Raw genomic sequence first — 14,181 nt, 5'->3', positions numbered from 1 at the left:
CGGCAGAACCGCTAGAGGGTTCTCCGACTTATGCACTGCGAAATCCGGCACACCACCGAGTATCACTACCCCAAACCCGCCTGGAATTCCTTCAACCAGGTCAGGCTGCATCCCTCCAGCGAGACGCGCCAGAGCGTGCGGCTGTTTCACCTGAACGTCACGCCGGACGCCGAGATCACCTCGCACAAGGATTACTTCGGGGCGATCGTCCACCACGTCCACGTGCACGAACACCACCGCCACCTGCTGATCGAGGCGCAGGCCATCGTGAACACCCACGCGGTCACGCTGCCGCTGCCCGTCCCGTTTTCCGAGTTGCGGCCAGAGCGGGGGCGCAATACCGAGTTTCTGGTGCCCAGCCCGCGTGTGCCGGGCGGCCAGTGGCCGGAGCTGTTCGGCGTGGCCCGGCCCGGCCCCGGCGACGACCTGCCCGGCTTTCTGCTGGAGCTGACCAGCCACCTGCGCCGCCGCTTTACCTACGACGCTGACGCCACCGATGTCCGTACCCCGCTGGCCGAGTTCGCACGGACCGGACATGGGGTGTGCCAGGACTTCACGCACGCCATGCTGGGCATCACGCGGCAGCTGGGCATTCCGGCCCGCTATGTCAGCGGTTACCTGTACAGCGGCGGCGAAATGCGCGGCGCGGAGGCCACCCACGCCTGGGTGGAATGCCTGATTCCCGGCTACGGCTGGCTGGGCTATGACCCCACCAACGACTGTCTGGCCCTGGAAAAACATATCAAGATCGGTCACGGGCGCGAATACAGCGACGTGTCTCCGGTGCGTGGCACGTACTTTGGCGGCGGCCAGGGCAAACTGGAGGTGGCGGTGCACGTCTACGGGGACCAGTAGCCGGTGCAGACGGCAGCAGGAAGGGGGCGAAGTCAGTTCGACTTCGCCCCCTTCTGGTTGTCTCGTTTCTAGAACAGGGCGAGAAGGACGAGTCCCACCGCAAAGTTGGCAATGCCCGCCAGCACCAGCGTGGCAATCGCGGGCACCTGTTCGCGCAGGTTCATGCTGGACTGCACGGCCAGATAGCCGAAGTAGATCATCACGAGGCTGATCACAAACGACACCAGCCAGCCCAGAATCGGGATGATGCCGATGATGGTGCCGATGATGCTTAGCGGCACGAAGAACAGCGCGAAGGTGTAGGCGACCTCCGGGTAGGTGCCGGTGCCTTTGAACAGACTGCCGCCGATCAGGTACACCGCGCCCGTAAAGATCAGGAACTGCACTGGAATGGTAATCAGGCGCGAGAACAGTTGCCCGAAGAAGGTCACGTCCGAGTGGAAGAACGAGAACAGGGCGGCGATCAGGGCCGAGACGACGGCGGCCACCATCACGTAGATGAAGGCGCTCTGGAGGCCGCCGCGTTTCTCGTAACGCTCGAACGTGGCCACGCTGGGCTGGGTGATCACGGCAGTGCTCTGCGCGAACATATCCTGAAGGCTGACTTCGGGGCCGGAAGTGACAGGGGCTCTCATGCCCTACAGTACGCGGGGACTGTCATGTTCGTTTCTTTAATCAAGTCTTAATGTTCTTTGGGAGTCACAGTGCGGCGCTCTGTCATCCTGGGTCAGAACACGCCCCGCTGTCCCCGATGCGGACTTTGGTGCCGTGGCCTTTCAGCACACGTTCATGCCCGCCCCGCTGGTGTGGGCGGCAGCAGTGAGGCCTTCGCCGGGCAACCGAGACCCCGCCGCATGAACAGGTTGTGGTGGCGGGCGAACTCCCCGGCCACTATAGGAACGGCGCCGATGAGGTCGCCGCCGGTCTGCTCAGGCGGGGCGCGCTGCGCGGCCACCACCGCTGGCTCCCTTTTGCAGCGGCCCCGGCGTGAGATAATGCGCCGGATGACTGATTCTTTTTTTCCACCCGATCCGGTCGAGGATTCCCCCTCGCACGATGCCACCTCCTCCAGCGCTGAGGCTGCCATGACGGACGGGGACCAGACCCGCTCCGGCTTCGTGGCGATTGTCGGCAAGCCCAACGTGGGTAAGAGCACCCTGCTCAATTCGTTCCTGAACACCAAGGTTGCCCCCACCAGCCCGCGCCCGCAGACCACCCGGCGCGGCGTGCGCGGCATCCACACCACCGACACGCATCAGATTGTTTTCGTGGACACGCCGGGCCTGCACAAGGCCAAGGACGCGCTGGGCAAGTACATGAACCACGAGGTCCACAGCGCCCTGAGCGACGTGGACGCCATCTTGTGGGTGGTGGACCTGCGTCACCCGCCCGGCGACGAGGACGGGCTGGTGGCCCGCCAGATCCGCGATCTGCCCAAGCCGCTGTTCCTGGTGGGCAACAAGCTCGATGTGTCCAAGTACCCGGAAGAGGCCATGAAGCTGTACCGCGCCCTGCTTGAAGGCCGCACTGGCCAGACCGGCGAGATCATGCTCAGCGCCCAGAACCAGCCCGAGGCAGTGGCCACCCTGCGCGAGCAGATTCTGGACGTGTTGCCGGAAAACCCGTTCTTCTACCCGCGCGGCGCGGCCAGTGACCAGACCCGTGAGATGTGGGCGGCCGAGATCATCCGCGAGGAGGCCATGAAGAAGCTGCGCGACGAGCTGCCCTACGCTGTGGCCACCCGTGTCAACCGCTGGACCGAGCGCGAGGACGGCCTGCAACGGATCGAGGGCGAGATCGTCGTTGAGAAGAACGCCCACAAGGGCATGGTGATCGGCGCGGGCGGCAAGCAGCTGCGCGAGATTGGTCAGGCGGCCCGCAAGCAGCTGGAAGTGTTCCTGAACCGCAAGGTCTTTCTTGGCCTGGAAGTGATCGTGATCAACGGCTGGCGCGAGGACCCGGAAGCCCTGCGGGAACTGGGCTACGAGTAAAGCCGGGGCGCGTCCCCTGCGCCCTGTCTGAGAACCCCCATCCATTGATTTGGTGGGGGTTTTTCGTCCTGGCAACCGCACGAACTGTCCCTGCTCCGCCCTTCTGGTTCCCACAGGCCCGCTGCCTCGTCTGCATCAGGGTTTTTCCACAACATCCAGGTTTCCTGGAACACCCAAGTTCCTGTAGAGAAGGGCCGGAGCATTCATCCCCTGCGCTCACTGTGCAGGCCAGCACACCTTTACTGGACAATTGCGCTGAATCTGGTGTCTGGGAGAAGGTGTTGTGGATGATTACGGTTCGGGACCGTCCAGGGGATTTGTCTGGGGCGCGGCCATTGCCACCCGGATTCACCCGCAGGCCGGGAAGGAATTCGACGACGGCGTCAGCGTGGGCTGGCACCGCGTGCCGTGGGCGCTGGGCTGCTACGGCCTGTACACCGACGAGACCCGCGAGAACGAGTCCCCGGTGCTGTACGCCCGGCGTGGAGCCTGATGCTGGCAGACGAGCACACCTCGTACTGGAAAAGGGTGCGCTGCTGGCCGCCGCCACCGCTGTCGAGGAGATGCACACCTTCGCCATGAGGAATTGACCCTGCACAGCACAAGAACGCCCCGGCCAGTTTGAAGGCCGGGGCGTTCTTGTGCTCGCGGTTATTCCGCCAGTGCGGTGATCTTTTCCTCGGCGGGCACGGGGGCCTTCTCGGAGGCGCCGCCGCTCTTGATGCTGGCCATCACGCGGTCGCGGATCTGCTGCTCCATCTCAGGGCGCTCGGCGATGTAGGCAATCGCCTTTTCCTTGCCCTGGCCGATGCGCTCGTCGCCGTAGCTGTAGAAGCTGCCCGCCTTCTTGATGATGTCCATGTCGGCGGCCAGACCCACGAGATCGGACAGCTGATCAAAGCCCTTGCCGAAGACCAGCGCCAGTTCCACTTCCTTGAACGGTGCGGCCACCTTGTTCTTGACGGTCTTGATCTTGACCGTGTTGGCCACGGCGTCGTTGCCCACCTTGATCGGCTGGCCGATCTTGCGGACATCCAGGCGGACGCTGGAGTAGAACTTCAGCGCGCGGCCCCCGGTGGTGGTCTCGGGGTTGCCGTACATCACGCCGATCTTCTCGCGCACCTGATTGATGAAGATGGCAGCGGTGCCGGTCTTGGACAGAATGGCGGTCAGCTTGCGCAGCGCCTGGCTCATCAATCTGGCCTGCAGGCCGGGCAGGCTGTCGCCCATCTCGCCCTCGATCTCGGCGCGGGGGGTCAGGGCGGCCACGCTGTCCACCACCACGACGTCAATGGCGCCGCTGCGCACCAGCAGCTCCATGATTTCCAGCGCCTGCTCGCCGTTGTCGGGCTGCGAGACCAGCAGTTCGTCGGTGTTGCAGCCCAGCGCTCGGGCATACACCGGGTCCAGGGCGTGTTCGGCATCAATGAACGCGCACGTGCCGCCGGCCTTCTGCGCCTGGGCCACGATGCTCAGGGCCAGCGTGGTCTTGCCGCCGGATTCGGGACCGTAGATCTCGGTCACGCGCCCGCGCGGAATGCCGCCCACGCCCAGCGCGAGGTCCAGCGACAGGCTGCCGGTGGACACGACCTGAATGTCGAGCTTGCTCTCGGCGCCCAGCTTCATGATGCTGCCCTTGCCGAAGGCCTTCTCGATCTGGCTCATGGCCGTCTCGATGGCCTTGGCGCGTTCCTTGCTGTCGGTGGGGGCGGCGGTGACTTCTTTGGGATTTTCCTTGCTCATGCTGGCTCCTGTGCCTCGGGGGGTGCTGCGGAAGAGGGTGAATGGTCTGTATTGGTTGCGGTATCGGGCGTGGGTGGAGTGGAGGTCTGTTCAGCGGGTGAGGGGTCAGGCGGGGCTGCGGGCTGTGTCTGCTCCTGGAAGCGGAAGGTGCTGACCTGCTCGTAGACCGGCCCGGTTTTCTGAAGGTGAGAACGCTGCAACGTGGCTCCGCCCGCCGTCCAGCCCAGCTCGAACAGCAGCGGCTGCAGACGCGGCGCCGGCCCCTTCTTGCGGGCCAGGGTGATGTGGGCCTTGAAGCCCATGTCCTCGGTTTCAAGGCCCAATTCATGCACCCCGGCCCGTAGGGCGGCGGCCAGCTCGTCCAGGCCCTCGGCCTCCACCTTGACGAACCACACGCGCGGGCTGCCCTCGTTGGGAAAGTAGCCGGTGCCGCGCAGTTTGACGTCCATCGGTCCCAGGTTCTGCGTCAGGCGCGCGCCCAGCGCCTTGAGTTCGGCGACGCGGGCCAGCGGCACGGACGGCAGGTAACACAGGGTGACGTGCATCTGGTCGCGCCCGGTGGTGCGCCAGTTGCCTTTGAGTTTGCGCTGCGCCTCGGCCAGCGGGCCGGTAACGCTGGCAGGCACCTTCAGCGCGTAGAAGAACCGCCCGTTGGTGGGGGTGTGTTCCTCGGGGGCGGGTCTGCCCCGGCTGCCCGGCGAGGGGCGCTTCTCCTGGCGCCGGTTGAACTCTGCCGAGGCCTTCTGCTCCTGGGCGCGGCGGGGTGCGGCGGCCCGTTCCGGCGCTCGTGGCCCATCCCGCTGGGGCAGGGGGCCTTCAGGCGTGGCCTTCGGGGCCGGTGCGGGGGCGGCGGGCAGGTTGCCCTCCAGCCGGATCTTCAGGGCGGCGTTCAGGTCGGACCCCTGCGGCTTTTCTGCCTTCTGCCTAGTCTGCGATTTGCGGATCTTCATGCCAGCTCACCTCCTGCCCGCAGCGCCCGGTAGGCCAGCGCCAGCGCGGTCACGGCGGCCCGCTCCCGGATCTGCGCGGCGTCGCCGGGCCAGTTGACACTCACGGCCTTGTGGCCCCTCTCGCTGCTGATGGCGGCGTGGGCCTGCCCGGCGTTCTCGCCGTTCACGCTGACCACCACCGCCAGGCCCACGTCCGCGCCCAGATGCTCACGTGCCCCGGCAGCCAGCTCCAGCGCGGCCCCCTCGCTCACCAGTCCGGCGTCGCGCAGGGTCACGGGGGTCAGGCCCAGGGTGATCAGGCGGGCGTGGTCCTGGGTCACGGCGGCGTCCAGAAAGCCCGCCTCGTCGGCCAGCAGGCCGCACAGCGCGCCCGCGCTGCCGGCCTCGATCACGCCCAGGCTGCGGCCCGAGAGTGCAGCGTCCAGTGCCCCGGACAGGGTCTGTGAGTCCTCGCCCCAGGTCCAGCGCGACAGGTGGGCACGCACGGTGTCCAGCAGCGGGGCCAGCAGCGCCCGCGCTTCGGCCTCGGTCGCGGCACTGGCGGCGACGCGCACGTCCACGCCAGTCTTGCGGGCGTAGGTGCCGACGCTGGGATTGGCGTGCTGGGTCAGCCCCGAGAGCAGCTCGGCGACGTTGCTCTCGCCGATGCCCTGGGTATGGACGGTGGTAGACACCAGCGCGTGGTCCGGCAGCGGCAGGCGCGGCAGCACCTGTTCGCGCCACATCCGCTGCATCTCGCGCGGTGGGCCGGGCAGGGCCACAACGTATTTGCCGCCTGTCCGCACAAACCAGCCGGGCGCGGTGCCCACCGGGTTGGGCAGGGCCTCGGCGCTGGGAATCAGCCAGGTCTGCTTGCGGTTCACCTGCGGCATCTCGCGCCCACGGGCGGCGTACAGGCCCTCAAGCCACGCCAGCAGTTCGGGGTCCTCGGTGGGCGTTTCACCCAGGGCGTCGGCAATCGACTCGCGGGTCAGGTCATCATCGGTGGGCCCCAGTCCGCCGCCCAGAATCACCAGATCGGCGCGCGACAGGGCCAGCTTCACGGCGTCGCTGACGCGCCCCAGGTTGTCCCCCAGCACCGTCTTGCGGTGAAGGATGACCCCCCGTGCGCCCAGTTCGCGTGCGAGGAAGGCGGCGTTGCTGTCGACAATCTCGCCGAACAGCAGCTCCGTTCCCACACTGATGATTTCTGCTAGCAACATAACAACACCGCCGAAGTATAGGCGAATGCGAAACGAACGTCTAGTCCTGGAATGGCAGGTGAGGGCATCTCCAGAGTGTATGTCGAGTGCCGGGAAGGGGGCGGCGGCACCCGCTCTGAACAAGAACAAGAGGAACACGTGATGCCCGGACGCAAGTGTCAACCTGACGGCCATGACGTCAACGCCTGCTCCTGTCCAGAATCTGGCCCGCGTGCTGCTTGGTTCGGCCCTCGCCTTGGCGGGCCTCGGCCACCTGAGCTTTCTGCGCCGCGACTTCCAGGCCCAGGTGCCTGACGGCCTGCCGCTGAATCAGGATTTCGTGGTGCTGGCGTCCGGCGTGGTGGAAGTCAATTTGGGCGCGGCGCTGACCGTCCTGCCGTGGCAGCACGTCCTTCCGGGCTGGCTGCTGGCCACATTCTTTGTGACGATGTTTCCCGGCAACATCTCGCAGTACCTGACGCATGCGAATGCCTTCGGCCTGGATACAGACCGCAAGCGCCTGATCCGGCTGTTCTTTCAGCCGCTGCTGGTGGTGTGGGCGCTGTGGAGCACCGGGGCGTGGGCGGCGCAAAGAGAGCACAGATGACAGGAGGTGGGTAAGAAAGTCCTGACTGACCTGCCAGATGAATGAGAATAGATGAGAAACTGGTAAATCTCCCTGGAACTGCCTGCTAACTTTCGGCAGTGGGCAGGAGAGGTGAAGCCGCTTAAGCTCTGTTCAGTTCCACAGTTCCGTTCTTCCTTACTTCCCTCGCAGACGCGATTCACCGCGCCTCCGGGTAGGGAAGAGACTGTCGGGCGTCATTCCGGCCCTTTCATCGAGAGGCGCCCGGTCCTGCTTCAGGAGGCTGCACTATGAAAACCCCCACGTTCAACTTTGGTCTTGGTGCTCTGCTGATGGGTGCCTTCATCCTGACCTCCTGCGGGTCGCAGGGCGAGACGGCCAGCACGCCGCCCACGCCCGCCGCTGCAGCCGCCACGGCTGGGCCGACGGTGGCTGAACAGATTGCCGGGTTTGCCGGGCGCCCCGAACTGCAGGACGCCGAGAGTCAGGCGATCCTGCGGGAGAATGCCAGCGACCCGTTGCTGCTTCAGGGCCTGCAGGAGGCCTACGGGCTGCCCAACGCGGGCCTGGATGCCGAGGCCCTGGCGCAGCAGGCAGGAGAGCCGGGCATGGGTGCTCAGGCTTCCGGCAAGGCGGGGTACGCCCAGCGCGTCGCCTGGGGAAGCATCAGCAACTACGCCGCCGAGAGGCGCTCGCCCGATTACAGCGGCCTGGACTGGCGCTATGACGGCTGCAGCGCCCCCAAGGGCCTGGGCCTGGGCTACAGCGATTTCTTCCGCAGCGCTTGCAACGTCCATGACTTCGGCTACCGCAACCTGCCCAAGCTGATCTCCATTCCGTACTGGCCCTACAACAAGGCCAGAACCGATTCGGCCTTCCTGAGCAACATGCGGGGGCTGTGCAACAGCAAGAGCCTCTGGGCCCGCCCCGGCTGTTACGCCGCCGCGCAGGCGTACTACGTCGTGGTGCGCGACTTCGGCTGGGCCAAGTGGCACCGCTAACCTTGCGCTAGCTGGCCCCTGCGACGTTCTTCCCGGCAGTCCAGTGCCTTGACCCTCCGGCCCCGGAAGCCCCCAGGCGCGTTCAGATCGCTTCCCACCTTTCTCTTGGCAGGAGGTCGCCTCCCACCCGGAGCCCTCGCCCCGTCCATGTTCCGGTGATTCTCTCCGCTGCCGTTTCCTCCCCCCGTCATGCCCGGCCAGCGCGACTTCTCCCCAGGCGCAACCCTGCCCCACTCCGGTTGCGCCCGTCTTCCCCGGAGGCCCACCATGTTCCGCAACACTGTCCCTGTCCGCCGCAGCGCCACCGCCGCCTTTCTATCCCTGATGGTCACCCTCAGCGCCTGCGGCCAGACCCCGCTGGGCGGCGTGCCCGCCCCGGCCGAAACCGCCGCCGAGACCCAGGCCACCCTGCCGCTGTCGCGTGCCGCGCAGGCCAACCAGGAGCGCACGCTGAACGTGGCGGCGGCGCGGGGCCTGACCCTGATTTCGCAGATTACGTTGGAAGAGGAGGGGGTGCCCACCACCTACCTGGAGGCCACCACCCGCACAGGCGAGGCGGTCTCGCTGCTCGGCACCGTGGAGGCCGGTGCGCCGCGCTTCGCCGAACTGAGGGTCATTCCCGAGGGCCAGCGTGGAACATCGGGTTCACCCTTCGTGATTGTCGGCCTGACGGTCCAGGGCACCGTGGCGACGGGCATGGCGGCCCAGGGTGTGAGCGACTGGGTGTACAACCGCCTGGTCTCGCTGGTCAACCAGTACAAGCGTGCGCCGAAGTGGGTCAAGGCCGCCCTGAAGGGACCGCTGCGCGGCATCATCAAGCTGATCATCGGTGAGGCGATTTCCAGGGGCTGCACCTACGCCTACAACGCGCTGGTCAGGCAGCTCAACGCTTCGGGCCGCTGGGTGCCGCTGGGCCGTGACCTGCTGTGCGAGATCATCGTCTAGCCTTGCCCTGAACGCGGTGGGGACCAGAGTCTTCGCGCTCTGGCTCCCACCTTCAGACCATCCCCACGGCCTGCCTCACTTGAACCCGGTGCAGACTCGGGGCCTATCCGCGCAGCACCCCCTACAGTACGGGTCAATCCATCCCAAGTTGCTGTTCTGAGCTTTCCCGAATCGCTCCTTCCTGCTGCCCTCTCCAACCCTGCCGAGGCCACAACGATGACGGTTCTGACTCCTCCTCCGGTTTCCTCGACTGACTCCTCTTCCTTTCCTGGGGTACGGGCCGCGCGGCGCTGGCCCCCGTTCTCGCACGCCCTGGGCAACGTGGCTGTGGGGGTTCCGGCCGGGGAGCCTCTGGCGCAGGTCCGCCGGGGGCTTCGCTGGACCGGCCTGCTGTTCTGGACGGTCCTGCTGGTGCATTCACTGCTGGCCCAGCCCAGCCGCGAGGGCCTGACGCCGGAGGAGGTGTTGCCCTGGGGGCTGGCGATGGTGGCCTTCATCGCCGTGTTCCTGACGGCGATCTCGCTGCCGGACCAGCCCCGGTGGCAGCGGCTGGCGCTGTTTCTGGCCGCGCTGGAATCGGTGCTGGCCCTAGTGGGCAACGCGCTGCTGGATGCCAACAGCGTGCAGGGCGGGCTGCTGGTGCTGGTGGCGGCGCAGGTGGCGGTGACCCTGCCGGTGCGCTGGATGCTGGTGTGGGTGACGGTGCAGACCGTGAGCCTGCTGACGGTGTTTCTGACGTACTGGAGCGCCGCAGACGCGTGGGCCTTTGGGACCGGCTACTTCTGCTTTCAATTGTTTGCCATGACCACCGCGCAGACCGCCGTGCGTGAGGTGCGGGCGCGGCAGCAACTCGCGGTGGTGGTGGATGAACTGCGCGCCACCCGCGCGTTGCTGGCCGAGGCCAGCCGTCAGGCCGAACGCCTGCAGATCTCGCGTGAGCTGCACGACCTGATGGGCCACCACCTGACCGCGCTGGGCATGAACCTGCAGGTGGCGTTGCACCAGCTGCCGTCGGGGCCGGCGCGTGGGCATGTGGAGCAGGCTGGGGAACTGGCGCACACCCTGCTGAGCGACGTGAGAACCGCCGTGCGTGGCATGCGCGAGACCTCGGCTCCCTGTGACGTGCGGGCCGAGATCGAGACGCTGGCCCGCACGGCGTCCCTGCCGATCCACCTGAGCTTCTCGGCGGGCTTCAGCGTGCCGTGTCCGGTGCAGTCCCAGGTGCTGCTGCGAACCGTGCAGGAGGGCCTGACCAACGTCGTGCGTCATGCGGGGGCGCGGCAGGTCTGGCTGGACCTTTCGTGCGGGGCGGCGCAGGAGGGCGGGCGGCAGCTGACCCTGCACGCCCGCGACGACGGCCACGGCACCCCCAGATTCAAACCCGGCTGCGGCCTGAGCGGAATGCGCGAGCGCATCGAGAGCGTCGGCGGCACGCTGGAGGTGCGGGCACTGCCGGGGCAACCGCTGGAACTGCTGGTCCGCCTTCCCCTATCCGGACCGGCCACAGGGGGCGCGGCATGATCCGGATCTGCATCGTGGAAGACCAGACGCTGGTGCGCCAGGGCCTGCGCAGCATGCTGGCCCTGGCCGACGACATGACGGTGGTGGCCGAGGCCGAGAACGGCGAGCAGGCGCTGGTCACCGTGCCGGACGCCTGCCCCGACGTGCTTTTGCTGGACTACCGGATGCCCCGCCTGGACGGGCTGGGCGTGCTGCGGGCACTGGCAGAGCGGGCACAGGCCCACGGCACCCCCCTGATCCCCACCCTGATCCTGACCACCTTCGACGACGATGAACTGCTGCTGTCCGCCGTGCAGCTGGGCGCGAAGGGGTACCTGCTCAAGGATGTGGACCTGCCGGTGCTGCTGCAGGCCATCCGCACGGTGGCGGGCGGGGGACGCTGGCTGCAGCCCACCCTGACCGATCAGGTGCAGCGCGGTCTGGACGAACTGCGCCCGCAGCGGGAGGACGGCCCGGAGGACCGCATCCTCCTGACCAGCCGCGAGCAGGAGGTGCTGCGCCTGATGGCGGGCGGCTTCAACAACCGCGAGATCGCCGGGCTGACCACTACCACCGAAGGCACCATCAAAGGCTACGTGTCCAACATCCTGTCCAAGCTGGGCGTGCGGGACCGCACCCGCGCTGTGCTGAAAGCCGTGGAGTGTCGCCTGCTGTGACGAGCTTCGCCGGCTCCAGCGGGCTCAGGAGGTCTGCGGCAGGGTGGGGGACACCGGCTTGCCACTCCCTCCAGTGGCGCTGGCCTCGCCCCCCAGCGGCGGCCTGAACCCCCGCAGGCGCAGGGCGTTGCTCAGCACGAACACGCTGCTCAGGCCCATCGCCGCCGCCGCCAGCACCGGGGACAGCGTGATGTTCCAGGCTGAGAGCACACCTGCCGCCACCGGAATCAGCAGGATGTTGTAAGCGAAGGCCCAGAACAGGTTGACCCGGATGTTGCGCAGCGTGGCCCGCGACAGGGCGATGGCGTTCGGCACGCCGCGCAGGTCGCCCGACATCAGGATCACGTCGGCCGTTTCCACGGCCACGTCGGTGCCGGTGCCAATCGCCACGCCCACGTCGGCGCGGGCCAGGGCGGGCGCATCGTTGATGCCGTCGCCGACGAAGGCCACCTTGCGGCCCCCGGCCTGCAATTCCTGCACGGCGTCCGATTTGCCCTCCGGCAGCACCTCGGCCAGCACGCGCGACACGCCCACCTCGGCGGCCACGGCCTGCGCGGTGGCGCGGGTGTCGCCGGTGATCATGGCGACTTCGGTGCCCTGTCCCTGCAGGGTGCGGATGGCCTCCACGCTGCCTGTCCGTACCGGATCGGCCACGCCCAGCAGGCCGGCCAGTTCACCGTCTACCGCAACGAAGACCGGGGTGCGTCCGCGCTGGGCCAGGGTGTCGGCCTGCCCTTCCAAGTCGCCCAGTTCCAGCCCCAGTCTCGCCATGTAGCGGGCCGCGCCCACCTCCACGCGCTTGCCGTCCACGGTGGCCTGGACGCCGTAGCCGGGGATGGCCTGGAAGTCGGTGGCAGGGGAGAGGGCATTGACGTTGTTCTCCTCACCCAGCGCCGCCCGCTCAATCGCGCGTGCCAGTGGGTGTTCAGAGGACGACTCGGCGGCGGCGGTCAGCCGGAGCAGTTCGCTTTCCATCTGCTGCCACTGGCCCTGGGCCACCACTTCGGTGACTTCGGGCCGTCCCTGCGTGACCGTCCCGGTCTTGTCCACGGCCACCACCTGCGCGGCCCCCAGGCCTTCGAGCGCCGCGCCGCTGCGGAACAGCACGCCCATCTGCGCGGCGCGCCCGCTGCCCACCATGATGCTGACCGGGGTGGCAAGACCCATGGCGCACGGGCAGGCGATGATCAGCACGGCCACGGTGTGCACCAGGGCGTTGGCCAGTGCGCCCTCGCCCCCGATGAACATCCAGACCGCAAAGGTCACGGCGGCAATCACCAGCACCACCGGCACGAACACGGCCACCACCCGGTCGGCCAGCCCCTGGATCGGCGGGCGGCTGGCCTGCGCGTCCTCCACCATGCGGATGATGCGCGACAGTGCGGTGTCGGCCCCCACACCCGTGGCCCGGAAGGTCAACGCCCCGGTGCCGTTCACGGTGCCGCCTGTGACCTTCGCGCCTGCCGTCTTCTGCACGGGCACGCTCTCGCCGGTCAGCATGGACTCATCCACGTAGCTGCTGCCGTCCACCACCTCGCCGTCCACCGGCAGGCGTTCGCCGGAGCGCACCAGCACATGGTCCCCCACGCGCACATCGTCGGCAGGCACTTCCACCACACCCCCGTCCCGTTGCACGCGGGCCACGTTGGGTTGCAGCGCCAGCAGGGTCCGCATGGCCTCGCTGCTGCGGCCCTTGGCCAGCGCCTCGAACAGCTTGCCCAGCAGGATCAGGGTGATGACCACGCCGGACGCCTCGTAATACACGTGGGCGCTGCCTGCCGGAAACAGGCCGGGGGCCAACGTGACCAGCAGCGAGTACCCGAAGGCCGCCGACGTGCCCAGCATCACCAGCGTGTTCATGTCGGGGCTGCGGTGCCGCAGGGCCGCCCAGCCGGAGCGGTAGAAGCGCAGGCCGGGGCCGAACTGCACCGGGGCCGCCAGCGCCAGCATCACCCAGTTCAGGGTCTGCATGCCCACGCGGTCCATCAGCCACCGGTCCAGTGCCGGCCAGACCATCGGTAGCATGGCCACGATGAACAGCGGAATGCTGAAGGCGGCGGCGAGAATCACCGAACGCCGCAGCGCCGCGATTTCCTCCGCCTTGCGGGCGCGGTCTGCGTCCAGCCGCGACTCAGCCTCAGTGGCCTCGTCCGGCACGTCGTACCCGGCGTCGCGCACCGCCTGCTTCAGTGCGGCAGGCGAGGTGGCGGCGGGGAGGTACGTCACGTTGGCCCGCTCGGTGGCGAGGTTGACGCTGGCGCTCAATACCCCCTCGGCCTTTTGCAGCCCGCGCTCCACCCGGCCCACGCAGGCCGCGCAGGTCATCCCCTCCACCGGAAAGGAGAGTTCCGTGGTCCGTGCCTCGTAGCCGGTGTCTTTCACGGTGTCCACCAGCTGGGCCACCGTGGTCCGCGCCGGGTCATAGGTCACGCTGGCCCGCTCGGTCGCCAGATTGACGGCGGCATCCTGCACGCCGTCCACCTTTTTCAGCCCGCGTTCCACCCGGCCCACGCAGGCGGCACAGGTCATGCCGCCAACATCCAGAGTGAGGGTCTTTGTCGTCATGAAAATATTCTATCCCCCTGGGGAGGGTAAGGCAAGATGGGACGGTTTGGTGGTGAACGCTAGAAGGGGGATGCCCTGAAGTTCGATGCATGAACAGCCTGAATAGGGTGATGCCGCCTTTAGCACAGGAGGACGTCGAGACGGTCTGATCCCTCCTCTCTTGACCTCCCTCCCCCCCGGGGTCTAA

General features: G+C 67.5%; 13 protein-coding genes. 8 read left to right on the top strand and 5 right to left on the bottom strand.

Features of this window, described 5'->3' with window-relative positions; genetic code table 11:
- The first annotated feature begins 30 nt into the window (after positions 1 to 30).
- Positions 31 to 855, top strand: a complete 825-nt coding sequence (locus tag IEY31_RS09280) for a transglutaminase family protein (protein WP_188971184.1) — start codon at positions 31 to 33, stop codon at positions 853 to 855.
- Positions 856 to 923: 68 nt separating this feature from the next.
- Here the strand turns inward: IEY31_RS09280 and IEY31_RS09275 are convergent, their stop codons facing one another.
- Positions 924 to 1,490 carry a YIP1 family protein gene (locus tag IEY31_RS09275; RefSeq protein ID WP_188971182.1) on the bottom strand — a complete coding sequence of 189 codons (567 nt, stop codon included), beginning with the start codon at positions 1,488 to 1,490 and terminating at the stop codon, positions 924 to 926.
- A gap of 450 nt (positions 1,491 to 1,940) precedes the next feature.
- On the opposite strand from IEY31_RS09275, the gene era reads away from it, so the two are divergent.
- Both era and IEY31_RS09265 read left to right on the top strand, forming a co-directional pair.
- Positions 1,941 to 2,846 (top strand): GTPase Era, encoded by a 906-nt coding sequence (era, locus tag IEY31_RS09270; RefSeq protein ID WP_229723455.1) that lies wholly within the window; start codon positions 1,941 to 1,943, stop codon positions 2,844 to 2,846.
- A 283-nt stretch (positions 2,847 to 3,129) separates the two neighbouring features.
- Positions 3,130 to 3,339, top strand: coding sequence for a hypothetical protein (locus tag IEY31_RS09265; protein ID WP_188971177.1), 210 nt, complete (start codon positions 3,130 to 3,132; stop codon positions 3,337 to 3,339).
- A 158-nt stretch (positions 3,340 to 3,497) separates the two neighbouring features.
- Here the strand turns inward: IEY31_RS09265 and recA are convergent, their stop codons facing one another.
- The 3 genes from recA to IEY31_RS09250 are packed head-to-tail and all read right to left on the bottom strand — an operon-like array spanning position 3,498 to position 6,741.
- On the bottom strand, positions 3,498 to 4,589 hold the full coding sequence (gene recA / locus IEY31_RS09260; protein WP_188971175.1) for a recombinase RecA: 1,092 nt from the start codon (positions 4,587 to 4,589) through the stop codon (positions 3,498 to 3,500).
- Entirely contained in the window at positions 4,586 to 5,539 is a 954-nt protein-coding gene (thpR, locus tag IEY31_RS09255; protein ID WP_188971173.1) for an RNA 2',3'-cyclic phosphodiesterase, read from the bottom strand. Before thpR ends, recA begins: the two co-directional genes overlap by 4 nt.
- Entirely contained in the window at positions 5,536 to 6,741 is a 1,206-nt protein-coding gene (locus IEY31_RS09250; protein WP_188971171.1) for a CinA family nicotinamide mononucleotide deamidase-related protein, read from the bottom strand. The genes thpR and IEY31_RS09250 overlap by 4 nt, the downstream gene beginning before the upstream one ends.
- 172 nt (positions 6,742 to 6,913) lie before the next feature.
- Between IEY31_RS09250 and IEY31_RS09245 the strand changes: the two genes are divergently transcribed.
- The 5 genes from IEY31_RS09245 to IEY31_RS09225 all read left to right on the top strand — a co-directional run bounded on the left by IEY31_RS09245 (position 6,914) and on the right by IEY31_RS09225 (position 11,429).
- Entirely contained in the window at positions 6,914 to 7,327 is a 414-nt protein-coding gene (locus tag IEY31_RS09245) for a DoxX family protein (RefSeq protein WP_188971169.1), read from the top strand.
- 269 nt (positions 7,328 to 7,596) lie between these two features.
- Positions 7,597 to 8,307 (top strand): phospholipase A2, encoded by a 711-nt coding sequence (locus IEY31_RS09240; RefSeq protein ID WP_188971167.1) that lies wholly within the window; start codon positions 7,597 to 7,599, stop codon positions 8,305 to 8,307.
- A 267-nt stretch (positions 8,308 to 8,574) separates the two neighbouring features.
- Entirely contained in the window at positions 8,575 to 9,252 is a 678-nt protein-coding gene (locus IEY31_RS09235; protein ID WP_188971165.1) for a hypothetical protein, read from the top strand.
- A 321-nt stretch (positions 9,253 to 9,573) separates the two neighbouring features.
- Positions 9,574 to 10,773 (top strand): sensor histidine kinase, encoded by a 1,200-nt coding sequence (locus IEY31_RS09230; RefSeq protein WP_188971163.1) that lies wholly within the window; start codon positions 9,574 to 9,576, stop codon positions 10,771 to 10,773.
- Complete coding sequence (locus IEY31_RS09225) at positions 10,770 to 11,429, top strand: response regulator (RefSeq protein WP_188971161.1); 660 nt, start codon at positions 10,770 to 10,772, stop codon at positions 11,427 to 11,429. Before IEY31_RS09230 ends, IEY31_RS09225 begins: the two co-directional genes overlap by 4 nt.
- A gap of 24 nt (positions 11,430 to 11,453) precedes the next feature.
- Here IEY31_RS09225 and IEY31_RS09220 read toward each other — a convergent pair whose 3' ends face one another.
- Positions 11,454 to 13,994 (bottom strand): heavy metal translocating P-type ATPase, encoded by a 2,541-nt coding sequence (locus IEY31_RS09220; RefSeq protein WP_188971159.1) that lies wholly within the window; start codon positions 13,992 to 13,994, stop codon positions 11,454 to 11,456.
- Positions 13,995 to 14,181: the final 187 nt, after the last annotated feature.

The organism is Deinococcus aerolatus (genome assembly GCF_014647055.1).
GTDB lineage: Bacteria > Deinococcota > Deinococci > Deinococcales > Deinococcaceae > Deinococcus > Deinococcus aerolatus.
The sequence above is the reverse complement of the archived record's forward strand: the minus strand, read 5'-3'. Positions and strand labels throughout refer to the sequence as shown.